Here is a 23,533-nt window from a genome sequence, read left to right on the forward strand (position 1 = left end):
TTACTCCTGGTAGTATTGTTTTAAATGCAAAATAGGTTCAGCCAATTCTTTAGGGACCACATCCGCAACTATTTGGCCGCCTTTCAGAACTATCAATTGATCCGACATTTTGCTGAGAAAATCGAGATCGTGAGAAGCAATGACCATCGTAACGCCTAAAGACTTGACTGAATTTAATAAGTTAATGACATCATCAATTGTCGCCAGATCAAGACCCGAAGTCGGTTCATCACAAAGCAGTAAAGTGGGGTTCATCATTAAGCTTCGAGCTAAAGCAACGCGTTGCTTTTGCCCTCCAGACAACTGATGTGGATAAGAAGATGCTTTATCACTAATCCCCAAACTCTGCAGCAAAGAATGGGCTTGCTCTTCATGATTTAATGTTTTGTTTTGTAAGCGAGGAGCATAAACTAAGTTCTGCATCACGTTCATATGAGGAAAAAGCTGAAAATCCTGAAACATAAAACCGCTTTGTCCCTTTACTGTGATCGTACCGGAGTCCAGAGTTTCTAATTGTTGTATGCAACGTAGCAATGTGGATTTACCGCTCCCTGATGGTCCTGCTAAACCGAGCACCGTATGAGCCTGTAATTCTAAATTAATGTTATTTAATACGGGTAGACAACCAAAATATTTAGATGCTTGGTTAATGACTAACATAAAGCCCCCTTTCTTCAATTTTTTTACCCATGCATTCAATTAAGAGAACCATACCGTAGTAAAAGCAACCCGCAATACATAAAGGAACAAAGTAGGTAAATTGTTCGGCAGCAACTGATTGAGCCCTACGCATCAGGTCCATTCCACCTATAGTCGCAATTAATGCGGTTTCTTTCAGTAGCGCAATCATTTCATTGATGAATGCAGGAAATATATTTTTCACGACCTGGGGTAGAACAATATCTTTCCATAAATAAAAATTAGGTATTTGTAACGTTTTTGCTGCTTCAAACTGACCTTTGGGCAAATGTTCTATTCCTGAACGGAGAATTTCGGCAATGTATGCTGAACTGTTCAGACCAAATGTTAAAAGCCCGGCCGTCAGAATATTCGCTTTAATACCGATTAATGCGGGCACAGCAAAATAAACAAAACTAAGCTGTAAAATAACTGGGGTCCCTCTCATCACCGAAATAAATCCATTGATTAGTGGTTTCATAATTCCTTGGTATCGCAATAAAGCAAGTACGGTTCCTAATAGAGTTCCTATGAACAAACCACCCATTAACAAGATTAAAGTAACTAGAGTTCCCTCACCAATATAGAGGATGTTTTGTGTTAACTCTTCCATTGTGTATTCTCCAGCCATTTTTTCTTGAGTGCACTCAGCTCACCCGTTTGTTCGATTTCATGTAAAACCTGATTTATTTTTTGCGTCAACTCAGAATTCTTTTTTAAAGCCAAGCCGTAGCCATCATCTGATTTAGCAATCACAGCAAAAGACAGTCCAGGATTTTTCTTACTAAATACGGCACCTTGTACGCCATCCAATAGAACTAAATCAGCATGGCCGGCTTTTAAAGCTGCAATGGTTTGATTGTTATTATCCATCACTAAAAGCTTGGCATTCGGAACGTTCTGCTTCAACCAAATTTCCATGGTACTACCTAATTGAACTGCTATTTTTTTGTCAGCTAATTGTTGTACGTTTTTAATCGGCTTGTTTTCAGGAAAAACAGCCGCCATACTCTCGAAATAATAAGGCTCACTAAAATCAAAATTCTTTTTTCGCTGATCTGTAATCGTAATTGTAGAAATCGCTGCATCAACCTGACCAGAGCTTAGGGCTGGCAAGATGCTGCTGAATTGCATGCTATCAAAAAATGCTTCCTTACCTAATTTTTTTGCAATCAAACGAGCAAGATCAATATCAAAACCTTTGATTTCCCCATGATCATTGTATTCAAATGGTGGATATTCCGCAGCCACGGCAAAATGAATATATTGAATGCTCTCCTTAGGGATTCTCGCGTAACAAAAAGAAACAAGCAAAGCAAGGCCTATTAAAATGACAAAAAATAATTGTTTCATTTGAATATAAATCCAGTTTTTATGCGTTTTTCAAATGTAGCAATCTTGACTTGCCCTGTCAAGATATTTTGAATATAATTTCATTAAAATGACTTTGTATTCACTGATCACCAATTAAGCGGAGAATTGAATGAGCCTAGACGCTGCCCTTGATGGACATATATTAAATATTGTGCAAACCGAAAAAATTGCTGAGCAAATTGATTTGCAAAACAGCCTAAAAGCACGGGGTTATACGATTCCTCAGGCAACCCTATCACGAAGGCTGAAAAAATTAAAAATTGCAAAAATAGGTGGAGCTTATCAAGTAGTCGACTTCAATCTACCTAACTTACCTTTGGTACTGAATATGCAAGTCTCCGATTATGGTCTTATAGTGCTTCATACTCACCCTGGAAATGCAAACAGTTTGGCTTTTTTTATTGATAGAAAATTCGTATCTTTTTCACCTCAAGCCATTCAGGATTCAGGAATTTTAGGAACGATTGCCGGTGACGATACCGTGCTTCTTATCGTAAAAAGTAAAGAACAATTAAACCCTGTCATTCAGCTTCTTCATGATGAGTTTCCTTACCTGAAAAAGTAATAATCCAGAACATTAATCTGAGCTCAACTGTATTAAGTGGTTTCTTCATCCCCTAAATCCCGGGTAAGGCTTCGCCAAACCCAGGATACATAATAAAAGAGCGGGCATATTATCGTGTAATCCCGTCATTCCGAATGCAACGAGAGAGCTCCTTCACTATTCTTGAGATTAAAGAGCCACACAGCAATTGGATCAATATTTTTTCAATTTGTATATTTATCATAAGTTATTGTATTTATTATTTTTCTCATTTTTGTTAATAAATCCTTAATAAATAAGTAATTTTTCCTTAAGAAATAAATTCTATAGTTATCTCATGAATCAATTATTCGTTGATAATCTACTATGAGATACAAACCAGAACAATTTCCGACTGCTAAAACAAGCACCAGTCCAAAGGCAAGCTCCAATGCAAGAATTTTAAAATTAACCAGCGAACTTTCTGCAATGAGAGAAAAAGAGTGGAATGATTTTCATTCAACAGTTTTTCAGCAAATAAACAAAGAGTGCTACATTAATGACAAATATGACCAAGGTAAATTAGCTAAACTTATCGAAGACATTTATGATGGTATTAGCGAACAAGCCCAAGATAAGATGTTTAAGCTTTTAGAGAAAAGGCAAAAAATTGATGATTTAACTTTTGTTACCGAACTTAGAAATATCATTGCAGGGGAAAGATTTAGATTTTCTTCATTAACAGCCACATTACCTGATTTTTTAAAAATAATAGACACCGATGAAAAATTGGATTTATTTTTAAGAAATCCACAAAAATATATTAACGATAATAGCGGAAAGCTTTCTATTTTTGAATTGCAGGTACTTGAGGTCACGATAAATGATCCCGCATTCAGTCAGTTAGCTTCAATTAACCGTAAACATGACCCAAAGGCTTTTGTCTATACACCGTTAACTGCTCAGTTATTTCAATTAAATCTTTCTCAATATGGGTCAATGGATGCAGGGGCATTTGAAGATTTAATACCACCATCTGCAAGAGAATCTGTTTTGGCAAAAGCAAGACAAACTCCTAAAAAACTAGTTATGGGGCTGGGGGGAGCACAAGCCACTTATAGACGCTCTGCAATTGCCGAAACCGCTGAAAAAGTTAGAGAATCGGGGTTGGGAGCTTGTCATTCCTTCGCTTTGCTCGCTGCTGATCATTTATTAAAAAAAATGGATACTGGGGAATTACCTCAGATGCACATTAAAATGGTGAGCCATAAAAGAGGTAGATACTCGCACACCTATCTTCTCCTTAATCATAACTCTCAGGATCTGAACAATCTGTCTCAATGCATTATTGTTGATCCATGGGCGGTAGTTATGGGGCATACTAAAGAGGGTTATGGTGCATTTCTGACGAGTAATTACCCATTTCCCCGGATGACATCCCAATTGGTTTCTTGCTATGATTCTCAGGAACCAGAAATAGAACAACTTCAATCAGACGAAACAGCAATTTCGAGTCGATCTTTTCGGGAGCAATTGGCAAAAGTATCTATTGTTTCAGGTGGTAGTTTCTTTTCTCAACAACTTGATAGTAAACAACAAATTGCGGTCACCTTTCTAGATGATTTGAAAGCCTACGTAAACAAGACTTCCAGACATAGTTTAAAGCTCGAATTACTTGATGTATTAAACAGACAGGTAAGAGCGGGTGATATCACCCCTGAAGTAGCGTTGAAGGTAGCTGCTCAAGCGGTTCTAGCACGATCTATTGAAAAAGCTGGAAACAATAATTACAGGTGGAATATTGCTTCATCCAATATAACTAATGAGACTTTATCCGCTTTATTACCTGCATTTGAGAAATCCAAACCCTATTGGAGTAGATATCTTAGCAAATATGAGGCGATTCCTAGTAATGAAAAAATCAGCAAAATGGACGTAAACCATTTGCGAAAAGTAGTTGATCTTTTGCCCCAAAAAGAGGAACATACATTTTCTGCAGATAGTGAAAATAATAAACAAGTTACGCCTTGAATTAGGCTTACCCGTGACAAAATGCCAGGAGAATTTTTTTTATGGGTGAATCCCGTTTAGAGGTAGATTTACAACAACTCACCACTCTTCCTAAGGAAATCTTATTTCTAGTTCTCGATAACCTCACCATAACGGAAATATTAAAATTAAAAAAAGTGTCTAAAGCCGTTAACATATTGGCATCAGATTATTTAATTGAGGAATTAAAAGTAAAAGAGGTGCATTGTGGCCAAGATTTCACTTTGATTCTTTTAAACCACGGACGAGTTTTAGCTATAGGAAGTAATTTACGAGGACAACTTGGACTCGGTGAACATATAAAACATGTTTCTCAATTAACCGAAATCACTGCGCTTAAAGAGCGTGTGACTCATATTGCAACTGGATTTTCACATGCAATTTTTTTAGGTGAATCAGGTAAAGTCTATGGCCTGGGAAGAAATGAAGAAAGACAGATAGCCCCTGATTCAAGTGCTACAAGCATTTATGTACCTACCCCTATAGAAGTACAAGCAACAGTAAAAAATGTTTTTGCCCAAGATCATACAAGCGCTTTAATTTTCACTGACGACTCCCCCGACAAGGCGTTTAAAATAATGGGTAACCCATTAAAAGCTTATCCATTGAAACACATTAAAGCTTTTTTATCCGATTGGCTTCCCACGCCCTCTTCTGACTTAGAAATTGCTGATATTGCGGTGAACAATCAACAGCAATGTGCACTTTTGTTAACTACGAATGGTGAAGTCTATGTATACGGGAACAATCAATCAGGATTATTAGGATTAAATCCAGAAAACGTGTTTATTAATACTTGGACTAAGTTGTCAGATGTTAAGGCAAAACAAATTAAGGCCACGGCGTTAGGTTGTTTCATTCTAACTCGTGATAATTTATTACTTGCAAGTGGTTCAAATACTAAAGGACAATTGGGTCCGATTGAAGAATTCGAAGGATTCATGAAAATCGCTTCTGATGTGAAGTATTTTGATGCAGTAGATCATCATACTATTTATGTAGACAGCCAAAATAAATTGTTTCTTTTGGGTGCCATGAAAATGGATGATCAGGAGTTAAGATCTGTTGAAAAGGGAATTTTTCCTATTCAGGGATCTTCTAAGCCCTCTACCGAGAAGGTAAGAGCATTACTGAATCATTTTTTTAAAAAACAGCCTGATAATCCAAAACCATCACAAGATCAGAGTAATAATGATTTTTCACCCTGAGAATTGAGTGTAAAGAAAGTTTCTATTACGCGTGTTATTGTTGCAATAGAATATCTCTACTAATAGTTTACTTTTTATTTTTAAGTTATAACATCCCCGTTATAATGAGCTTTGTTGATAACTATCGTATGTGAAACTGGCATTATCTCTCATTTAAGAATGGAATCCCGCCTTCGCGGGAGTGACAAAAATGGAGTTTGGGAATTAACGCACTCTTCCAAACTATTTTTTCAACACAAGCCCTATAATGAGGTATTAACTCTGTGAGGTACTATATTTTATGACTATCTCGGCAAAAGAATTAGACAAAATTTCTCAGCTCGCTTATCTGGATACAGACATAGAGCATTCACCTAAACTCATCGAAGACATTAATGCAATCATGAATTTTGTCGACCAACTCCGTTCTATTGATACTCAAAAAGTAGAACCTCTTTTTCATCCTCTTGCATTAAATCAACGATTAAGATCCGATGTGGTAACCGAAGAAAATTGTCTTTCCGATTTAGAAACCCTTGCCCCACGATTTGAACAAGATCTTTATTTAGTCCCTCAAGTTATTGACCAGAGTAAGTAATCATGGAACATTTATCCTTAAAACAGCTATCTCAAGCATTACATCAGAAGAAACTCTCTAGTGTTGAATTAACTCAGCAGTACCTCACACAAATTAAAAAGCATCAAGAGTTAAATGCTTTTATCAGTCTAGATGAGGAACACGCGATTCTTGAAGCTAAAAAAGCAGATCAAGAACTAAAAAAAGGTCATGGTAAAATGCTTACAGGTATTCCTATGGCATTAAAAGATTTATTTTGTACCCTGCGCATGCCAACGACCTGTGCTTCAAAAATGCTTGCCCATTTTCAATCACCTTATGAAGCAACTTTAGTCAGTAAGTTGCTCGCTCAAGGTTCTATTTTGATTGGTAAAACGAATATGGACGAATTTGCGATGGGCTCGTCCAATGAAAACAGTTACTTTGGGGCTGTAAAAAATCCATGGGATAAAGAGCGCGTTCCAGGTGGTTCTTCAGGTGGTTCTGCAGCAGCTGTAGCCGCTGGCTTGGTCCCTTTTGCTATAGGTTCTGATACGGGAGGTTCAATACGGCAACCCGCTGCCTTATGTGGAATCAGCGGAATTAAACCCACTTATGGTCTTATTTCTCGCTATGGGATGATTGCTTACGCCTCCAGTCTGGATCAGGCAGGTCCTTTAGCGCGAAGTGCGGAAGACTTAGCATTGGTTCTTCAAGCGATGGCTGGATTCGATCCTAAAGACTCCACTTCAGTTGATTCAGCAATTCCTGAATATTGTGCTGATCTTAATAAACCCTTATCTAAACTAAAAATAGGTTTACCATCCTGTTTTTTTCAGCCACAAGTAGATCAAGCAATACAACAGGCGATTCTTGATGCAGTGAAGGTTTTTGAAAGTGCAGGAGGCGAAATTGTTTCTTTAAATTTGGAACTTCAACCTTTATGGGTACCCTGCTACTACGTAGTGGCTTGTGCTGAAGCCTCTTCTAATTTATCACGCTATGATGGTTTACGTTTTGGCTATCGCAGTGAGCATGCATCAACATTAACGGAGCTTATTCGCAATACGCGCAGTGAAGGCTTTGGAATTGAAGTAAAGCGCCGGATTCTTACGGGAACACATGTACTTTCATCGGGTTATTTTGACGCATACTACCTGCAAGCTCAAAAAATTCGTCGTCTTATCCAGGAAGAACTTGTCACAACCCTTAAATCTGTTGATGTTATTCTCGGACCAACTACCCCAACATGTGCCTTCAAACTGGGTGAAAAAATTGCAGATCCCATTCAGAATTACCTAGCTGACGTGTTCACAGTAGCAGCTAATCTTGCTGGACTCCCCGCAATTTCAATCCCCGCAGGCTTTGCTCAGGGGCTCCCTATCGGTTTGCAACTCATGGGAAAACATTTTGGTGAAAGTCAATTACTCCAGATTGCTCATCATTATCAACAAAATACCAACTGGCATTTAGCCAGTCCAAACCAATAAAGGTGAATTATGGAATGGGATACAGTCATTGGCCTTGAAGTACATATTCAGCTCAAAACAAAATCGAAACTTTTCTCCGGCGCATCTACTGCTTTTGGTTCTGCCCCTAATTCTCAGACCTGCTTTATTGATGCAGGGTACCCTGGAGTTTTGCCTGTATTGAACCAGGAAGCCGTCATTATGGCAATTCAGTTTGGATTAGCGATTCAAGCAGACATTAATGATCAATCTGTTTTTGAGCGCAAAAATTATTTTTATCCCGATTTACCCAAAGGCTATCAAATCAGTCAATTTCAAAAACCCATAGTCAGCAATGGTAAATTAGCAATTACTCTGAATGACGACCGTGTGAAAGAGGTTTTGATTGTCCGTGCCCATCTAGAAGAGGATGCGGGTAAATCATTGCATGGGGTGCATTCTGGTTATAGCGGTATTGATCTGAATCGAGCAGGAACTCCCTTATTGGAGATAGTAACTGCCCCCTGCTTGTTTTCAAGCCATGAGGCAGTGAGTTATCTTAAAAAACTGCATCAGCTGGTCCAGTTTTTAGGTATCTGTGATGGTAATATGCAAGAAGGAAGTTTCCGATGTGATGTGAATCTATCCTTAAAACCCAAAGGGAGTTCTGTCTTAGGAACGCGAACTGAATTGAAGAATTTGAATTCATTCCGCTTCATTGAAAAAGCGATTGCTTATGAACAATCACGACATCAAGATGTATTGGAAAGTGGACAACAAATCATTCAAGAAACTCGTCTCTATAATCCAGATACTCATACGACGCACGCAATGCGGAGTAAAGAAAATGAGAATGATTACCGATATTTTCCTGATCCTGATTTACTGCCAATACAAATCACCCGTTTCCTTATTGCTGAAGTTAAGAATAATTTACCGGACTTACCTGATAAAATTTATACTGAATTAAAAAATACACCATCACTCAATGAAGAAGACATTAATTTTATTCTTTCTTCGCCGAGCGCTTACCAATTTTTTAAATCAATTAAAAATCAATGTCATGCTCCGGAAAAAATGATTATTAATTGGTTAAAAGGTCAATACGCTGCTGCTTTAAATGAAGAAAATTTAACTTTTGATACACCACGTGTCTCAGCAAAACTTATGGCAAATCTTCTCAATAAACTACATGAGGGTGCTATTTCTTTAAATAATGCCCGAGCTATTTTTGTCTTACTATGGGCCGGTGAAGAAGATATTGAAGCGATTATCGCACGTGAAGGTTATCAACAAGTAGATGATACTGCCGCTTGGGAAGAGATGATTATTAAATTAATTCAACAGTACCCTGAGCAAGCCGCAGAATACAGAGCAGGAAAAGAGAAATTATTGGCTTTCTTTGTAGGACAAATCATGAAGCAAACCAAAGGAAAGGCGAATCCCGAGCAAATCAATATGCTCCTAAAAAAACATTTAGCGGAAAGTCAGTAATTTAGATGAAAAAATTAATAACATTCGCACAGGTCAATTTATAGTTTTTTGTAGCCTGGATTACCGCAGGGTAATCGGTGATGGTGGTACTTCAAAATACTCGGCCATCCCGAGCGTAGCGAGGGATCTCCCTTTATAACATGGTGCTCCCTCACTACGCTCGGATTGACGGAACAAGGCACTTCTCCAGCAAGTTCAAATGAGGCGAATTTTATTAATTATTACTTAGCTTAATGACAGGTTCTTCGGGGAATACCTGTTTTTTTAGCGCCTGGTATGCTGAATCACTGTCTTCTATTTCATTGTAGAAATTGTTCACGATTTTTTGTACGCTCGCACCTACAATACCCGAGCTTTTAAGCCCATGAAAATCAGATGTTGTTGAAAATCCAAGAAATTTGGAGTGTCCTTTCTTTTCCCAAGCTTCCTTAACACCCAAAAGTCGTTGTACACTGAGCATGCGGCTTGTACCGAAATAGCTACCGCCTTTGGTAATTTCTTCAATGGAACCTTGTGTTACGCTGTTATGAGCCTCATTAATAATATCAAGTACGTTGCTTGTAGAATTTAAAGTTTCCATTTGTTTTCCAAGTTTCTTTTCTAATGACGAGCAATAGTCGATCTTCGCTTGATTTCGTGATTTATGGAAAAATTTTACCGAATGTACCTTTTCGTATTCTAATGTTCCCTTATACATATTTATTAACGAGATTGCCTCTTGCAGTCGAATTTTCTTATCTGCGATCGCTTTTTCACTAAATTGGTCGCTTTGCTTAGGAGGCTGCTCGCCGTTTGAAGTAAGAGAAGTATGGTCTGAGGGATCTTCTTTTTGTTGGCCATTTAGCGGTATCAACGATACATCTTGTTCCTTTTCCTGCCGAATGGATGGTTCCGTTTTCTCAATAGGCGGGGTAGTTGGTTGCTGTATTTCTTCCACTCTTTCCACAACGACTGGGGTAATTTCTTTTGGAGTAGAAACTGTATCTGATTGCTCTTCTTTTTGTTGGGATTTACTGCTTGTAGTACTAACTTGCTCTAATAATAATGTAGCTTGTTCCCTTTTTTGCTTAATGCATTTTTCAATATTAGTAATATTCTGGACAGTTTGTTGATGTTCTTTTGAGGCTCCACCAATCTCAATCTCTTGCTTAATACTTTGTATTTCTTGTTCCTTCTTTTCAAGCAATTGGATTAACTCTTGAAGTTTCTGAGCGTCTGAAGGCACTAGTAGATTATCTGCTTGTATGACAATGCCTTCAATATTTTTTATTTTCTTACACAGTGCCGTTAAGTTTTTTAATACTGCAGCCTGCTCCATAATCGATTCAAAGTTCGCGATGAGCACATCAAGCTTGGATTGCTCCTCCCTAATCGCTTCCTCAACAGAGGTTGCGTTTCCTTTCTCCATGATTCCACTCATATCGAGTTTTCTTTTGACAAGTTGTTGTTTAAGCGTGGAAAAAATTTTCTCATTCAACAAAAGATCAAAATTCCGCTCAAACTCAACAAATGATTGGGGCGAAGTATTTGAACTTGAAAGCAACTTAAGATAATCGCCTTGCATGCGTGTGAGGTCATGCTGTTTTGCAGTGATCTCTTCATTTGTTAATTTTACTAAGGATTGCGCTTGGAGGATTAGTTGTTGATTTCGAAGGGGCTCTAATTTTTTTATAAATGCATGCAGACGTATAATAACGTTCTTAGGAAGAGTCGTGTTTCCGCCAACGTCGTTAATAGGCTGATATTTGTCCCTAGAGCCTCTCCGTGTTGAATAATCTTCATTCAGAGCTCGTTTCTGACGAATAATGTCTGTCTTGATATCCTTTTCTTCTAAGGACAAGGCAAGAATGAGATCATTTAGGAAATCCAAATAGTTCTTGCTGTATTTTGAGGCATCAAACCCGGCAGGCGAGATGAATAACTGAATGTCTATTTCCTTTGATTTAATGAATTTGTTGAAATTTTCATTAAACTCTAATTCAGCGAGCTCCTTAATTTGCTCTAGGAGCATTTGCTCCTCGGAGATTTCTTCTGGTTTAGTATAAATGGCACGCAGCTGTTCAGTTTTCATATTAATTTTGATGCATTAGAAACAGTATGGGCATATTATAGCCAATTAAAATTAAGGAATACTTAAAGAGATAAAAGATTAGCCAATTGAGTCACAAAATATTTCGATCTATTGAGTTAGATAAATTCGATAACAGCTTCTTTAATATTACATAAAACGGGTATCTGTTCTTGCAATGGTGTGACTTAAAACATGTAGCGCGGATTAGACGAAGTTGTAATCCAGGATTAAGATAAGCTTAAGAGGCTCATTGCGTGAATGGATACGTGCCCAGACTTTTGGGAACGATATGAGGTCGCCAATCTTCTTTTTGAAAATTATTATCAGGATTAAGGTTCAATCAACAAATAAATGATTGGGCCAATGAAATAAAAAGAGTCGGTCGATAAGCCGGGTTCTGTCGCGGACAATCATTCATCTGGGACATGTGTCACCACATGCCTCAAGCAACCTACCCGAGTCCCGTGCGGGTCACACGTAATGACTTTTCAGTCAAATGGACTCCTATTTGGTCTTGCTCCGAGTGGGGTTTTCCCTGCCACGCCTGTTACCAGCCGCGCGGTGCGCTCTTACCGCACCATTTCACCCTTACCTCAAAGAGGCGGTATATTTTCTGTGGCACTTTCCGTAGGTTCACACCTCCCAGGAATTACCTGGCACTCTACCCTTGGGAGCCCGGACTTTCCTCCCTTTGCAAAGCAAAGAGCGATTGTCTGACCAACTCTGATATCAATAGTAGCAGAGTGCCTAGCTAAAGACCACTATATTAGGAAAATTAATAAGAAAAAACCAATAAAAACAGGTTGTTTTAATCACTTAGAAATCGCGAGTTCCAATAAATTCGTCATCAAAATAACGCTTTAATTTAGTACGCAAAGTACCACGGCTTACGCCAAGAACACGTGCAGCTTTTGATTGATTATAACGAGTTAATTCCATAACAGTACGAAATAAAGGTGCTTCAACTTCTTCAACAATTAATTGATACAAATTCAAATTGGCATCTTTATTACTAACACTGGTTAAATAACCTTTAACAGCATGAATTACTTGATGTGAAAGTGCTTCGCTGCTTTGCACCATTGTATCTGTGCTCATTTAAGTCTCCTAGTACAAATAAATTAAACAAAATTATGCCCAGTACATACACTCACCGAACACTATGGCCTATATAGTACCAAACATCTCAAAGAGTGTAAATATTGTTTTAATGATATTCATTTCTTAAGGAAATATTAAGGAAAAAAAATTTTACCACTTTACATGTAAAGTGGACAAGGCGAATTTATTAATTAATTCATCGCCCTTTATCATTTTTTATCAAGTCTCGGATATTAATAAGAAATTTTGCACATTTTATTTCCTTCATAAAAAAAAATCAGAAGCGCCTATTTATTTTAAAAATATTCTTAATACACTGATCCAATTATTTTTTTTTAAGGATAAACATGACCAAAAAACATACAAGCGACCTGCATTGTCACTTAAATGGAAGTTTTAGTTTGAAGTTTTTGAAAAAAATAGCCAAAAAGCATAATTGCCTTGAACTGTACAATGCGTTAATACGCATACGGACCGAATACCTCCAAAATACAAACCAACAGCCAGAAAATGGTTATACTAAAGAGTTAATCGACATTATTTGGAAACAATTTGGCCTGATCCACAAAATAATCCAAGATCTGGAGGATATTTCTGAGGGTGTCGTGGATGTAGTGCAATGCTCCGAAGCAAAATATCTTGAAATAAGAACAACCCCCAAAGAAATGGCAAATGAGTCGCGTGATAAATACATAGATGCATTTGTCTCTGGCCTTTTGCAAGCGCGTGAAAAAATAGCGAATAAAAAAGCGGTGGGATTGTTAAGCTTAGACAGAACGTTGCACACTGTGGCAGATGCAAATGACTTTATCGAACACATATTAAAAAGCCCAAATAATGTATTAGTCGGTTTGGATATTTCCGGAAACCCTTTAGCCAAGAGAACGCTTGCAGGAGATGAGTTAGCTCAAGTGATTCTATTGGCTCTAAAAAATGGTATCGCCATTGCTATTCATGCAGGTGAGTCTGATAGTGAACAAGAACGAAACGACACAGACGCAATCTTAACTGCTTTAGAGGAATGGAAATTGCAACAACCCGTGCAAGACAAAAATCCCTTACATGGTAAGGTACGGTTAGGCCATTGTATTTACCTAACTCAATTGCAAAAAGAACGGATTAACAAATTGGGTCTTCCGATAGAGGTTTGTCCCAGCTGCCACAGCAAGTTGAATTGGCATCTCGAAAAAGAGCCTCATCCAGTGACCTCGATTTATCAAGATGTCAGTGATCCCATTGTACCCGGTACTGATGATGAATCGATTTTCGGGGCCTCAGCCAAAATGGAGTTGAATCGATTTTTAGGCTTTTTTTCAAATAAGCAACAATTAAGCCGAAAACAAATTAAAGAGCATCAAGCGAGTTTCCGTTTTTCTATGTAATTTAGGTCCCCGTCATCGCGATCCCAGTGAATGCTCTCCCATAATAATAACGTGCTACAGCGTGGAGATCTCTCGCTGAGCTCGCGATGACGGGTTGTTTCATTGCGGCTGGACGAGCATCTAATCCACTGTGAAACTTTCCCCGCATCCGCATTGACCTGTCTGATTCGGATTATTGAAAATAAATTTATAATTTAACCCCTGTTTTACATAATCAACACTCATGTTTTTTAAAAAGGGATAACTGGACTTATCAATGCATACAATATAATTTTCAGTCAACGCAAGTATCAAATCGCTATCTTGAGGAGCCAGTACATAATCCACGACATAAGATAAACCAGAACAACCCGTTTTTTTTACTGATAAACGAATTCCCCTATGTTCAGGGTTTTTCTGTAAATAAGACACCACATGTTTTATCGCTGCGTCAGTAAAACTAATTTCAGGTACCGCACTTTCTACATGATGCATAACGACACTCATTTTATATTACCTCTCAATTCGATTTATCTTTTATTAAAAGCAATGCTTCTTTAAAAACATCCATAATTCTTAATGCTATAGGGTACTGAGCAACAGGGATCTCCAATTCTTTGACAATGAGCTGGTAATCAATTTGTGGGACAGTATCTGTAGTCTGCCCTTCCAGCTGTCTGCATAACCATTCCAAACTTGCAATAATATAAGGATTACCATTAGTTCTAAAGCAAGCTCGTACAATTGTACCATCTGAATTAGACTGGATGTATAGTTCAATAAGTCCTTGGCCTTTTTGATTGTTTTTAACAACAACTGTAAAACGCTCACTTAAATCAATAAGGCCCACATGTCTGGGTGAAAAAAAACAATCTTGTACTGTTTTATTATATATCATGATGGCGACATGTCGCGCAATCGAGTCACTTGCGTACAAATAACATGAATCGCGTGCTCCACTTCTTCTTCCTTAGTAAAACGTCCTATGGATAATCTTATAGTACTTTGTGCTAAATCATCGCTTAGCCCTATTTCTCTCAATACATAGGAGGGTTGAATACTGGCAGAACTGCAGGCTGAAGTAGTGGATACTGCTAACTCATTCAAGGCTAACAACAAAGAATCCCCATCTAAACCAGCAAAACTGAAATTCAGATTACCTGCAATCCGTTTTTGTTTGTCTCCATTGAGCTGAATACCAGGCAAATGTTTAATCCCCTCCCATAAGTGCTGGCGATATTTTAAAAATCGTGATTGCTCTTCTTCTCGCACCCGTTCAGCTAACTCGAACGCCTCCCCCATACCCACAATTTGATGGGTAGCTAAGGTTCCCGAACGTAACCCACCTTCATGCCCGCCCCCAAAACTTTGTGGTTGGAGACGAATTCGCGGTTTGTGCCTGACATAAAGAGCACCAACACCTTTCGGACCGTAATTTTTATGCGCAGAAAGTGCCATTAAATCAACAGAAAGACGGGTCAAATCGATGGGAATTTTTCCTGCACTCTGCGCTGCATCCACGTGAAACAGGATTCCTTTATTACGTAATAAAGCACCAATGGACTCAATATCCTGAATCACACCAATTTCATTGTTTACATGCATGATGGAAACCAAAATAGTATCGGGTCTTAATACTTGAGCTAATTGTTCCAGATCGAGTAATCCATTGGGTTCAGGATGAAGGTAAGTTACCTCGAATCCATCTTTTTCCAACCGGTTAAAACTATCGAGCACCGCTTTATGCTCTGTACTCATAGTAACTACATGCTTCCCTTTATTCTGATAAAAATGTGCTGCGCCGATTATTGCCAAATTATTTGCTTCTGTGGCTCCCGAGGTAAATACTATATCTTGTGCCGATGCATGAATTGAATTGGCAACTTGTGCACGAGCGTGATCAACAGCAAGAGCTGCAATTCGCCCATATTCATGGGTTATAGAAGAAGGATTACCAAAATCCCCTTCCGGTCCCAGATAATGGATCATACGCTCCACTACACGCGGATCAACAGGCGTTGTTGCCATATAATCAAAATAGATTGGTATTTTAATTATCCCGTTCACTTAAGCCTCTTTTCCTTGCCCATTCCAATGATTTTTGTACCTGGCTTAACATTCCTCGTAACAGATTAACTTCCATTTTTTCTAAGTTTACACGATTAAATAAACGTCGTACCCGCTGCATTAATCGTCGTGGATTTGAAGTTTTTAAAAATTGAATCTCAATAAAAACTTCCCTTAGATGCTCGTAAAATTGCTCGATTTCATCTGCTGTAGCATACTCATCCTGGCGTAACGCCACTTCGGCCTTAGGTGCTAACAATTTCATTCGCAGTTCATAAGCAATAATCTGTACAGCCTGTGCCAAATTGAGTGAGCTGTACTCGGGATTGCTAGGAATATGAATGTGATAATGACATTTTAGCAGTTCTTCGTTGGTAAGGCCTGCATGCTCTCTTCCAAATACAATCGCAATTTGCGTATTGTCTGCATGTTGACTAATTAAGTCCGCACAAGAAGCGGGAACTAAGCCGGGCAAGGAAATGCCTCTAGGTCGTGCACTGGTTCCCAGAATAAGCTGGCAACCAATTAAGGCTTCGTCTAAAGTTTCAGTGACAACGGCATGTTCTAAAAGATCATCGGCACCAGCCGCCATTTCTTTTGCCTTATAATCAGGAAAAGATTTAGGCTGTACTAAATAAAGTGAACTTAATCCCATTGTTTTCATGGCTCTGGCTGTTGAGCCTATATTACCTGGATGAGATGTTGCTACTAAAATTATACGGATAGAACTTAAATTCATAAAAACTTTTTATTCACACATTAAGATCACTATATCATATCATTGAACACCCTTTTTTACGATTTTTGCTTTTTTCATATTTCACTCTCTTTGTTCAAAAAAAATATGTTAGAATCACCGGTTTTGTAGATTAAAGAGTATATTCATGGAACCACTTTTAAATATAGCAGTTAACGCAGCACGACAGGCAGGTGAAATTATTATTCGACACATGGAGCAAGTGGATCGTCTTAAAATTACCGCGAAAAATAACCATGAATATTTTAGTGAAGTAGACATCAAAGCCGAACAAGCAATTATCCATACAATCCATAAGGCCTATCCAGAGCATGGTATCCTTGCCGAAGAAAGTGGCTTGCAGGAAGGAGATGGAGAATCAATCTGGATTATTGATCCACTTGATGGCACATCCAATTATCTACACGGCTTTCCATTCTTTTCCGTTTCTATAGCAGTGAAAGTGAAAGGAAGGATAGAACATGGGGTTATATACGATCCATTAAGGCATGAATGTTTTGCTGCAAGCCGAGGGCGCGGAGCACGATTGAATGATCGTAGAATACGTGTTTCCAAACAGACACAACTTATATCCTCACTTCTGGGAACTGGCTTCCCATCGCGCGATATCAGTATTGCACAAAAATACTTACCTACTTTCGAAGCTTTATTGGGTAAATGTGCTGGGATTAGAAGAACTGGATCAGCGGCGCTTGATTTGGCCTATGTGGCAAGTGGACGACTTGATGGTTTTTGGGAATTAGGCTTGCGTCCTTGGGATATTGCGGCAGGATCATTATTAATTCGAGAAGCAGGCGGGTTAATTAGTGATTTGCAAGGAGGCGATGATTTTCTCAAGCACGGAGACATTGTTGCAGGTACTCCTAAAGTATTTAAATCATTATTACAAACGATTTCACCTGTTTTGAAATAAGAAGAATTATTGTGAACCCTATCCCCTCTCTTGGACCGAGTGAGTGGGATTTCTTTATCAGGGCTGTAGCCCGGATTACGCTAAGCTAATCCGGGCTACGAAAAGTCCAAACTACAAAATTATTGAAACCCTTGCTTGGCTCCAAAACTTAAAGGAAGCTCGTCAGCCAAAGCAGTTCCCAGATTTTTGGTCACGCGATCAAAAAGATTTTGCTTATGAGTATAGTCAATAACCTCAGGAATTTTAATCACGTCACGAGCTAACTGTCCGCTGCTCGCAAAACCATCAATTAACCCCATAGTTAAAGCTTGTTCACCAGTCCAAAAAAGTCCGGAAAATGTTTCATCATCAATGTGTAAACGACTTCCCCGCCCTTCTTTTACTCTATTAATAAATTGTTGATGAACCTGATCCAGCATCACTTGCAATTTTTGTTTGGCTAAATCAGTTTCAGGAGAGAAAGGATCCAAAAATGACTTATTTACACCTGATGTTTGTAATCTACGGGAAATACCAATTTTATTGATCAGATCAACAAAACCAAAACCATTATACAAAACACCTATAGACCCCACCATACTTGCAGGACTTGCATAAATCATATCCGTTGCAACAGCAACATAATATGCAGCAGACGCACATGCATCCACACACACTGAATAAATTTTTATATCCGGATATTTTTTTTGATAAAACTTTATCATGTTATACATGTACTCAGCCTGAACCGGACTGCCTCCAGGGCTATTAATCCGAATAATTAATGCCTTTAACCCCGAATTTTTATAAGCTGAATCCAATCCCTTGGCAAAATCATCTGCGTTGGCTTTTGCTTCAGCCATTTCACCGGTTATGTCTATTATACCGACATGATCTTTTATATTGAGGCCTGAGTCTTCACTAGTACTTAATGACACACGATAGACAATAAATAAAATAATTAACAAATAAATAACGCGCATTATCCATTTCCATCTGCGTTTCCTCTTTGCCTCTTTCATATAATCAATGATAATTTGGTTCAGCAAAGCTTGCGAATCCGGAGTAGAATTAGAAGGATGGTCATTTGTCATAATGAGTCACTTGAAATAATTAAATTAAACCTCATTTTACGGTAGATACAAGAAAATTGTAAGTATTCGCCACATTTTGAATACTTTGAGAAAAAGCGGTATTTGAGAGCGGGATGTCCTATCTCAACTAAGAAAAATACGCGGTGCTTATTCGTATCTAAGTATTTTTTGAATTAAGATCGCTCAAGATGAAACGTGGTGAACATTTGCAGAAAATTAACACCTATTAAAAGGTTATATATTATGAGAATGGATAAACTAACATCAAAGTTTCAAATAGCCTTAGCAGATGCCCAATCATTGGCTCTAGGACGAGATAATGGCTTTATAGAACCAGAACATTTAATGAAGGCTCTTCTCGATCAGCAAGGAGGGAGTTGCAGACCTTTGCTTAGTAAGGCAGGAGTTAATATTCCTCTATTAAGAACACTATTAGATCAGGCATTGGATAAACTTCCTAAAGTATCTGGAACTGGTGGTGATATCCACATTTCCAATGGATTAAACCGATTATTAAATCTTACGGATAAGCTAGCCCAACAAAAGAAAGACAATTTTATCTCGAGTGAGCTTTTTGTTTTAGCAGCAATTAGCGAAGAAGGTAGTCTTTCTCGTATCATGAAACAGGCTGGTGGCGAAGTTAAAGCCATCGAAAGCGCAATTAAGGAACTACGAGGTGGTGAAACAATTAACGATCCTAACGCCGAAGAGCAACGTCAAGCTTTAGAAAAGTATACGCTTGACTTAACCGCTCGTGCGGAACAAGGTAAATTAGATCCTGTAATTGGCCGTGATGATGAAATTCGTAGAACCATCCAAGTGTTGCAAAGACGCACTAAAAACAATCCTGTTTTAATCGGTGAACCTGGTGTAGGAAAAACCGCGATTGTTGAAGGATTGGCCCAGCGCATTATTAATGGTGAGGTTCCAGAAGGTTTAAAGAACAAACGATTACTCTCTTTAGACATGGGCGCCCTAATCGCTGGAGCAAAATATCGCGGTGAATTCGAAGAACGACTTAAGGCGGTTCTTAATGATTTAGCCAAACAAGAAGGTCAAATTATTCTTTTTATTGATGAAATTCATACCATGGTTGGCGCTGGAAAAGCTGAAGGCGCAATGGATGCAGGCAACATGTTGAAACCCGCTTTAGCACGCGGCGAACTTCATTGCATCGGTGCAACCACCTTAGATGAATATCGTCAATACATCGAAAAAGATGCCGCTTTAGAACGACGCTTCCAAAAAGTTTTGGTTGATGAGCCAAGTGTTGAAGACACAATTGCTATTCTGCGCGGTTTAAAAGAGCGTTATGAAGTACATCATGGAGTTGAAATTACTGATCCAGCTATAGTCGCTGCGGCTACTTTATCACATCGTTATATTACCGACAGACAATTACCGGATAAAGCGATTGATTTAATCGATGAAGCAGGAAGTTTGATTCGTATGGAAATCGATTCAAAACCAGAAAGTATGGATAAATTAGAGCGACGTTTGATTCAACTGAAAATTGAACGAGAAGCCCTCAAAAAAGAACATGATGAAGCATCTAAAAAGCGACTTGAAGATTTGCAACATACCATTGACGAGTTGGAACATAACTATTCTGATTTGGAAGAAGTATGGAAAGCTGAAAAAGCAACCATGCAAGGAGCCACACAAATTAAAGAATCACTGGAACAGGCCAAGCTTGAAATGGAAACTGCACGCCGAGCTGGGGATCTGAGTCGTATGTCTGAATTACAATATGGTCGTATTCCAGAACTTGAAAAGCGCTTAGCGCAAGTAGCTGAAGTAGAATCTCATGAGAATAAATTAGTACGTAACAAAGTGACAGAAGATGAGGTTGCTGAAGTCGTTTCTAAATGGACGGGTATCCCTGTTGCCAAAATGATGGAGGGCGAAAAAGAAAAATTACTGCGTATGGAGGAAGTATTGCATAATCGTCTCATAGGGCAAAATGAGGCCATAGATGCTGTGTCCAATGCGATTCGCCGTTCACGTGCTGGTTTATCCGATCCTAATCGTCCCATTGGCTCATTTTTATTCCTTGGCCCAACTGGTGTAGGTAAAACAGAATTATGTAAGGCATTGGCTTCATTCCTATTTGATACTGAAGAAGCCATGGTGCGTATCGACATGTCCGAATTTATGGAAAAACATTCTGTTGCTCGTCTGATTGGAGCACCACCAGGATATGTAGGTTATGAAGAAGGAGGATATTTAACAGAGGCAGTTCGTCGTAGACCTTATTCTGTGATTTTACTTGATGAAGTAGAAAAGGCGCATGCGGATGTGTTCAATATACTGTTACAAGTCATGGACGATGGTCGTTTGACAGATGGCCAAGGGCGTACTGTAGATTTCCGCAATACCATTATTGTCATGACCTCAAATCTTGGATCCAACCTAATCCAAGAGATGGGTAATAAATTCAAATACGAACAAATTAAAGATGCAGTAATGGAAATGGTTCGACAACATTTTCGTCCTGAATTTATTAATCGTATTGATGATACTGTGGTCTTCCATTCACTTGAAAAAGCGCAAATTGCAAAAATTGCTGCGATCCAGATTGCCTATTTGCAAAAACGCCTGAAGCATCAAGACATTCATCTTGATGTAACTCAAGAAGCTTTAACGCATTTAGCAGAAGCAGGTTTCGATCCGGTATATGGTGCAAGACCTTTAAAACGCACCATTCAGCAACAAATGGAAAATCCTTTGGCTCAAGATATATTGACAGGGAAATTTAAAGCAGGTGAAACGATTAAAGTAACTTATAAAGATGGTGAGATGCAGTTTAAGAGTCTCTAGTTGCAAAGATTTGTCTCTCAAAGTACCCTTTGGGAGACAAGTTCTTTTCATCTGGTACTCTCTAAACTTTTACTACCCTCTTAGATCTATGGATTGGCTACAGTTACTTTATTTTTACTGTTTTTGTATTGTTCCTCGACCGTGGCAAACTTTGATTCTAAATACTCCGGTATTCTCGTTGAATAGGTTACAGCGTGATCAGCAAAACTTTGCTGTTCTTTGTTGATCAGAGCAAGTTTTCTATTTTTTTCTTGATGCATTGAGGCGAGTACTTCCCCATTACCTTCTTGCTGCTCCATTTTTTCATTAAGATTAGCTAACTCTTTGGACCAGTAGAAAGTAGCTCTTAATTTATTAGGGGAATTATCTTCATCCCATAATTTTCTAAGGTTTGCAAAATTACCGAAAGGACTGGCATGCTCAAGAAGTTGCTTGTATTTTTTGAGATAAGACTTAGGAAAGTCGGCTTGAATGATCTTATCTTGCAATTGTAAATTGCTAATCACTAAAAAATATCCTTCATAATTATGTTTTTTTCTAAGGCTAATGGCTATGTCAATCCAGTGACAAAAGTGCTTAATTTGACAGTCTTCCTGAGCGTCCTTTATATCTCTTGTAATACAAGACTCGATGTACTCTCTACCCTCAAAAAATGTTTTAAGCTCTGGACTCGCCTTCCCTCTCTTGGCAAAACCGTCTGGGTTTGCAAAACTATGTAATGAGATTCTGCTGTAATCAGCTCTTAACTGCTCATCAATCAGTGTGGCATCAATTTCTACCAATCGGTGGTACTGCTTAAGATAGGGTTTAAACATCTTGTTTTGAGTTAATTGATACTCTCTATCCATTTCCATTAAAGTATCACGCACCAAAAAATATCCTTCATAATTATGCATTTTCCTCAAGATAAGCGCTGTATCTACCCATCGGCGGAAAGAATTAATTTGGGCGGTCGGAGAAGTGTGCTTACTTATATCCTTGCTAATGAAATGTGCTAAGATTTTTCGAATTTCTAAATGTTCCATATCATTTTCGCTTGCAATTCTTTCCCTTAATTTAGCATTAAAGAGTCTGGCATGAGCATGAGCGAACCGAGATTCAATGTAAGCATAGAGGACATCGCCGCCTTGATCACGTTTTATTTTTTTTATATTTTCTTTTTTAGCAATCATCTCGTCCCAATTAAAAGGAGCATCAGGTTGAGTTAAAAAATGTTGCTTTATTAGCAGATCATTAAAAAAAGAATTCTTAGGTGTTGCAATTATTTTAGACATAGTGGTGCGCCCATAAAAAAGTGCTCAATTATAAGTCTTTTTGTTCATTACAACAAGATAAAAGCTTTTTTTTATATAGTTTATTTATTTCCTGTACTTTTTAACTAATAAATGATGTGTAACAAGCAAATCGGGTAGGTGGTCTTTCTATCCTCACTTCCTTATATGCTCTAATCGCTCCACCAACCTCTTTTTCACACCCGGCCATTCCTCAGCAAGTATACTAAATAAAGCCGTATCGGTAATGTGACCATTATGATGGATCATGTGCTGGCGAAGAATACCTTCCTTCGTTGCACCTAATTTTTTTAAGGTATTATAGTTTTTGACGTTGCATGGGTCTGTTGCGATTTGGACTCGATTCATATTCCATGCTTCAAAAGCATTCTGAAATAATAATAACAAAGATTCATGATTATATCGCTTACCCCATACTGATGGAGTAAACCAACCGTAACCAACTTCCAACTTTTTATGTTGTGTCTCTATCTCATAATAGGCACGACTTCCAATTAATGCATTATCTTTGATTCGTCTTATTACATACGTGAGTTGTATGCCTTGAATCTGCTTCATCAGACAGTCTTGAAACCAAGATTCATAAAACTCACCATTCGCTTTATTTGGCATATAAGTCCAAATGCGCGGATCATTAGCTGGAACACGCAAAAATTCATAATGATTTATGGCAAGGGGCTCCATTTGAATTGAAGTACCAATAAGCGTTTCAGGCACAAGTGTACTGACTTTTGTGTTATTCTTAGGCATAATAAATAGGTCAGACATT

General features: G+C 38.3%; 21 protein-coding genes and 1 other RNA gene. 9 read left to right on the plus strand and 13 right to left on the minus strand.

From position 1 onward, the window contains the following. The 3 genes from ACF8MK_RS15050 to ACF8MK_RS15060 are packed head-to-tail and all read right to left on the minus strand — an operon-like array spanning nt 1 to nt 2,031. Entirely contained in the window at nt 1-660 is a 660-nt protein-coding gene (locus ACF8MK_RS15050; protein ID WP_392537339.1) for an amino acid ABC transporter ATP-binding protein, read from the minus strand. Then, complete coding sequence (locus ACF8MK_RS15055) at nt 647-1,291, minus strand: amino acid ABC transporter permease (protein WP_392537340.1); 645 nt, start codon at nt 1,289-1,291, stop codon at nt 647-649. The genes ACF8MK_RS15050 and ACF8MK_RS15055 overlap by 14 nt, the downstream gene beginning before the upstream one ends. Beyond that, the gene (locus ACF8MK_RS15060; protein ID WP_392537341.1) at nt 1,279-2,031 is read right to left on the minus strand and encodes a substrate-binding periplasmic protein; all 753 of its coding nucleotides are present in this window, start codon (nt 2,029-2,031) and stop codon (nt 1,279-1,281) included. The genes ACF8MK_RS15055 and ACF8MK_RS15060 overlap by 13 nt, the downstream gene beginning before the upstream one ends. 130 nt (nt 2,032-2,161) lie before the next feature. Between ACF8MK_RS15060 and ACF8MK_RS15065 the strand changes: the two genes are divergently transcribed. The 6 genes from ACF8MK_RS15065 to gatB all read left to right on the plus strand — a co-directional run bounded on the left by ACF8MK_RS15065 (nt 2,162) and on the right by gatB (nt 9,309). Then, on the plus strand, nt 2,162-2,617 hold the full coding sequence (locus ACF8MK_RS15065; RefSeq protein ID WP_392537342.1) for an ArgR family transcriptional regulator: 456 nt from the start codon (nt 2,162-2,164) through the stop codon (nt 2,615-2,617). A 345-nt stretch (nt 2,618-2,962) separates the two neighbouring features. After that, the gene (locus ACF8MK_RS15070; RefSeq protein ID WP_392537343.1) at nt 2,963-4,606 is read left to right on the plus strand and encodes a hypothetical protein; all 1,644 of its coding nucleotides are present in this window, start codon (nt 2,963-2,965) and stop codon (nt 4,604-4,606) included. Nucleotides 4,607-4,647: 41 nt separating this feature from the next. Further along, nucleotides 4,648-5,832, plus strand: a complete 1,185-nt coding sequence (locus tag ACF8MK_RS15075; protein ID WP_392537344.1) for a chromosome condensation regulator RCC1 — start codon at nt 4,648-4,650, stop codon at nt 5,830-5,832. A gap of 280 nt (nt 5,833-6,112) precedes the next feature. Next, the gene (gatC, locus tag ACF8MK_RS15080; protein ID WP_392537345.1) at nt 6,113-6,409 is read left to right on the plus strand and encodes an Asp-tRNA(Asn)/Glu-tRNA(Gln) amidotransferase subunit GatC; all 297 of its coding nucleotides are present in this window, start codon (nt 6,113-6,115) and stop codon (nt 6,407-6,409) included. Nucleotides 6,410-6,411: 2 nt separating this feature from the next. After that, nucleotides 6,412-7,857, plus strand: coding sequence for an Asp-tRNA(Asn)/Glu-tRNA(Gln) amidotransferase subunit GatA (gatA, locus tag ACF8MK_RS15085; RefSeq protein WP_392537346.1), 1,446 nt, complete (start codon nt 6,412-6,414; stop codon nt 7,855-7,857). A gap of 9 nt (nt 7,858-7,866) precedes the next feature. Continuing rightward, a complete protein-coding gene (gene gatB / locus ACF8MK_RS15090; RefSeq protein WP_392537347.1) occupies nt 7,867-9,309 on the plus strand; it encodes an Asp-tRNA(Asn)/Glu-tRNA(Gln) amidotransferase subunit GatB in 1,443 nt (480 codons plus the stop codon). A 214-nt stretch (nt 9,310-9,523) separates the two neighbouring features. On the opposite strand, the gene ACF8MK_RS15095 is transcribed toward gatB, so the two are convergent. The 3 genes from ACF8MK_RS15095 to ACF8MK_RS15105 form a co-directional block, all read right to left on the minus strand. After that, nucleotides 9,524-11,380, minus strand: coding sequence for a hypothetical protein (locus ACF8MK_RS15095; protein WP_392537348.1), 1,857 nt, complete (start codon nt 11,378-11,380; stop codon nt 9,524-9,526). A gap of 370 nt (nt 11,381-11,750) precedes the next feature. Further along, nucleotides 11,751-12,105, minus strand: an RNA gene (gene rnpB, locus ACF8MK_RS15100) — RNase P RNA component class A. Nucleotides 12,106-12,196: 91 nt separating this feature from the next. Next, complete coding sequence (locus tag ACF8MK_RS15105; protein ID WP_028381835.1) at nt 12,197-12,478, minus strand: helix-turn-helix domain-containing protein; 282 nt, start codon at nt 12,476-12,478, stop codon at nt 12,197-12,199. Nucleotides 12,479-12,828: 350 nt separating this feature from the next. Between ACF8MK_RS15105 and ACF8MK_RS15110 the strand changes: the two genes are divergently transcribed. Continuing rightward, complete coding sequence (locus ACF8MK_RS15110) at nt 12,829-13,863, plus strand: hypothetical protein (protein WP_392537349.1); 1,035 nt, start codon at nt 12,829-12,831, stop codon at nt 13,861-13,863. A gap of 120 nt (nt 13,864-13,983) precedes the next feature. Here ACF8MK_RS15110 and ACF8MK_RS15115 read toward each other — a convergent pair whose 3' ends face one another. The 4 genes from ACF8MK_RS15115 to trmJ are packed head-to-tail and all read right to left on the minus strand — an operon-like array spanning nt 13,984 to nt 16,648. After that, nucleotides 13,984-14,349 carry a HesB/IscA family protein gene (locus ACF8MK_RS15115; protein ID WP_392537350.1) on the minus strand — a complete coding sequence of 122 codons (366 nt, stop codon included), beginning with the start codon at nt 14,347-14,349 and terminating at the stop codon, nt 13,984-13,986. Between the two features lie 13 nt (nt 14,350-14,362). Next, the gene (locus ACF8MK_RS15120; protein ID WP_392537351.1) at nt 14,363-14,740 is read right to left on the minus strand and encodes an iron-sulfur cluster assembly scaffold protein; all 378 of its coding nucleotides are present in this window, start codon (nt 14,738-14,740) and stop codon (nt 14,363-14,365) included. Then, nucleotides 14,737-15,870 (minus strand): IscS subfamily cysteine desulfurase, encoded by a 1,134-nt coding sequence (locus ACF8MK_RS15125; RefSeq protein ID WP_392538979.1) that lies wholly within the window; start codon nt 15,868-15,870, stop codon nt 14,737-14,739. Before ACF8MK_RS15125 ends, ACF8MK_RS15120 begins: the two co-directional genes overlap by 4 nt. A gap of 22 nt (nt 15,871-15,892) precedes the next feature. Beyond that, nucleotides 15,893-16,648, minus strand: coding sequence for a tRNA (cytosine(32)/uridine(32)-2'-O)-methyltransferase TrmJ (trmJ, locus tag ACF8MK_RS15130; RefSeq protein ID WP_392537352.1), 756 nt, complete (start codon nt 16,646-16,648; stop codon nt 15,893-15,895). Nucleotides 16,649-16,793: 145 nt separating this feature from the next. Here trmJ and ACF8MK_RS15135 point away from each other — a divergent pair, with 145 nt between their 5' ends. Next, nucleotides 16,794-17,579 (plus strand): inositol monophosphatase family protein, encoded by a 786-nt coding sequence (locus ACF8MK_RS15135; RefSeq protein ID WP_392537353.1) that lies wholly within the window; start codon nt 16,794-16,796, stop codon nt 17,577-17,579. 119 nt (nt 17,580-17,698) lie between these two features. Here ACF8MK_RS15135 and ACF8MK_RS15140 read toward each other — a convergent pair whose 3' ends face one another. Then, entirely contained in the window at nt 17,699-18,652 is a 954-nt protein-coding gene (locus tag ACF8MK_RS15140; protein WP_265702312.1) for a S49 family peptidase, read from the minus strand. Between the two features lie 243 nt (nt 18,653-18,895). On the opposite strand from ACF8MK_RS15140, the gene clpB reads away from it, so the two are divergent. Further along, nucleotides 18,896-21,472: an ATP-dependent chaperone ClpB gene (gene clpB, locus ACF8MK_RS15145; RefSeq protein WP_265702313.1), complete on the plus strand. Its 2,577-nt coding sequence runs from the start codon at nt 18,896-18,898 to the stop codon at nt 21,470-21,472. A gap of 86 nt (nt 21,473-21,558) precedes the next feature. Here clpB and ACF8MK_RS15150 read toward each other — a convergent pair whose 3' ends face one another. Together ACF8MK_RS15150 and ACF8MK_RS15155 are read right to left on the minus strand one after the other, a co-directional pair. Further along, complete coding sequence (locus ACF8MK_RS15150) at nt 21,559-22,746, minus strand: RasGEF domain-containing protein (protein WP_392537354.1); 1,188 nt, start codon at nt 22,744-22,746, stop codon at nt 21,559-21,561. Nucleotides 22,747-22,899: 153 nt separating this feature from the next. Beyond that, nucleotides 22,900-23,532: a GNAT family N-acetyltransferase gene (locus ACF8MK_RS15155; protein WP_392537355.1), complete on the minus strand. Its 633-nt coding sequence runs from the start codon at nt 23,530-23,532 to the stop codon at nt 22,900-22,902. Between the last annotated feature and the right edge of the window lies 1 nt (nt 23,533).

This window comes from Legionella sp. 227, from assembly GCF_043161935.1.
Taxonomy (GTDB): domain Bacteria; phylum Pseudomonadota; class Gammaproteobacteria; order Legionellales; family Legionellaceae; genus Legionella; species Legionella sheltonii.

Excerpts from the sequence above, each read along its gene's own strand:
- ACF8MK_RS15060 (WP_392537341.1), bottom strand. The coding sequence starts at position 2,031 with ATGAAACAATTATTTTTTGTCATTTTAATAGGCCTTGCTTTGCTTGTT.
- gatA (WP_392537346.1), top strand. The coding sequence starts at position 6,412 with ATGGAACATTTATCCTTAAAACAGCTATCTCAAGCATTACATCAGAAG.
- ACF8MK_RS15120 (WP_392537351.1), bottom strand. The coding sequence starts at position 14,740 with ATGATATATAATAAAACAGTACAAGATTGTTTTTTTTCACCCAGACAT.
- ACF8MK_RS15095 (WP_392537348.1), bottom strand. The coding sequence starts at position 11,380 with ATGAAAACTGAACAGCTGCGTGCCATTTATACTAAACCAGAAGAAATC.
- ACF8MK_RS15125 (WP_392538979.1), bottom strand. The coding sequence starts at position 15,870 with ATGGCAACAACGCCTGTTGATCCGCGTGTAGTGGAGCGTATGATCCAT.
- clpB (WP_265702313.1), top strand. The coding sequence starts at position 18,896 with ATGAGAATGGATAAACTAACATCAAAGTTTCAAATAGCCTTAGCAGAT.
- ACF8MK_RS15110 (WP_392537349.1), top strand. The coding sequence starts at position 12,829 with ATGACCAAAAAACATACAAGCGACCTGCATTGTCACTTAAATGGAAGT.
- ACF8MK_RS15140 (WP_265702312.1), bottom strand. The coding sequence starts at position 18,652 with ATGACAAATGACCATCCTTCTAATTCTACTCCGGATTCGCAAGCTTTG.
- ACF8MK_RS15105 (WP_028381835.1), bottom strand. The coding sequence starts at position 12,478 with ATGAGCACAGATACAATGGTGCAAAGCAGCGAAGCACTTTCACATCAA.
- gatB (WP_392537347.1), top strand. The coding sequence starts at position 7,867 with ATGGAATGGGATACAGTCATTGGCCTTGAAGTACATATTCAGCTCAAA.
- ACF8MK_RS15135 (WP_392537353.1), top strand. The coding sequence starts at position 16,794 with ATGGAACCACTTTTAAATATAGCAGTTAACGCAGCACGACAGGCAGGT.
- ACF8MK_RS15055 (WP_392537340.1), bottom strand. The coding sequence starts at position 1,291 with ATGGAAGAGTTAACACAAAACATCCTCTATATTGGTGAGGGAACTCTA.
- ACF8MK_RS15115 (WP_392537350.1), bottom strand. The coding sequence starts at position 14,349 with ATGAGTGTCGTTATGCATCATGTAGAAAGTGCGGTACCTGAAATTAGT.
- ACF8MK_RS15150 (WP_392537354.1), bottom strand. The coding sequence starts at position 22,746 with ATGTCTAAAATAATTGCAACACCTAAGAATTCTTTTTTTAATGATCTG.
- gatC (WP_392537345.1), top strand. The coding sequence starts at position 6,113 with ATGACTATCTCGGCAAAAGAATTAGACAAAATTTCTCAGCTCGCTTAT.
- trmJ (WP_392537352.1), bottom strand. The coding sequence starts at position 16,648 with ATGAATTTAAGTTCTATCCGTATAATTTTAGTAGCAACATCTCATCCA.
- ACF8MK_RS15050 (WP_392537339.1), bottom strand. The coding sequence starts at position 660 with ATGTTAGTCATTAACCAAGCATCTAAATATTTTGGTTGTCTACCCGTA.
- ACF8MK_RS15070 (WP_392537343.1), top strand. The coding sequence starts at position 2,963 with ATGAGATACAAACCAGAACAATTTCCGACTGCTAAAACAAGCACCAGT.
- ACF8MK_RS15155 (WP_392537355.1), bottom strand. The coding sequence starts at position 23,532 with ATGTCTGACCTATTTATTATGCCTAAGAATAACACAAAAGTCAGTACA.
- ACF8MK_RS15075 (WP_392537344.1), top strand. The coding sequence starts at position 4,648 with ATGGGTGAATCCCGTTTAGAGGTAGATTTACAACAACTCACCACTCTT.
- ACF8MK_RS15065 (WP_392537342.1), top strand. The coding sequence starts at position 2,162 with ATGAGCCTAGACGCTGCCCTTGATGGACATATATTAAATATTGTGCAA.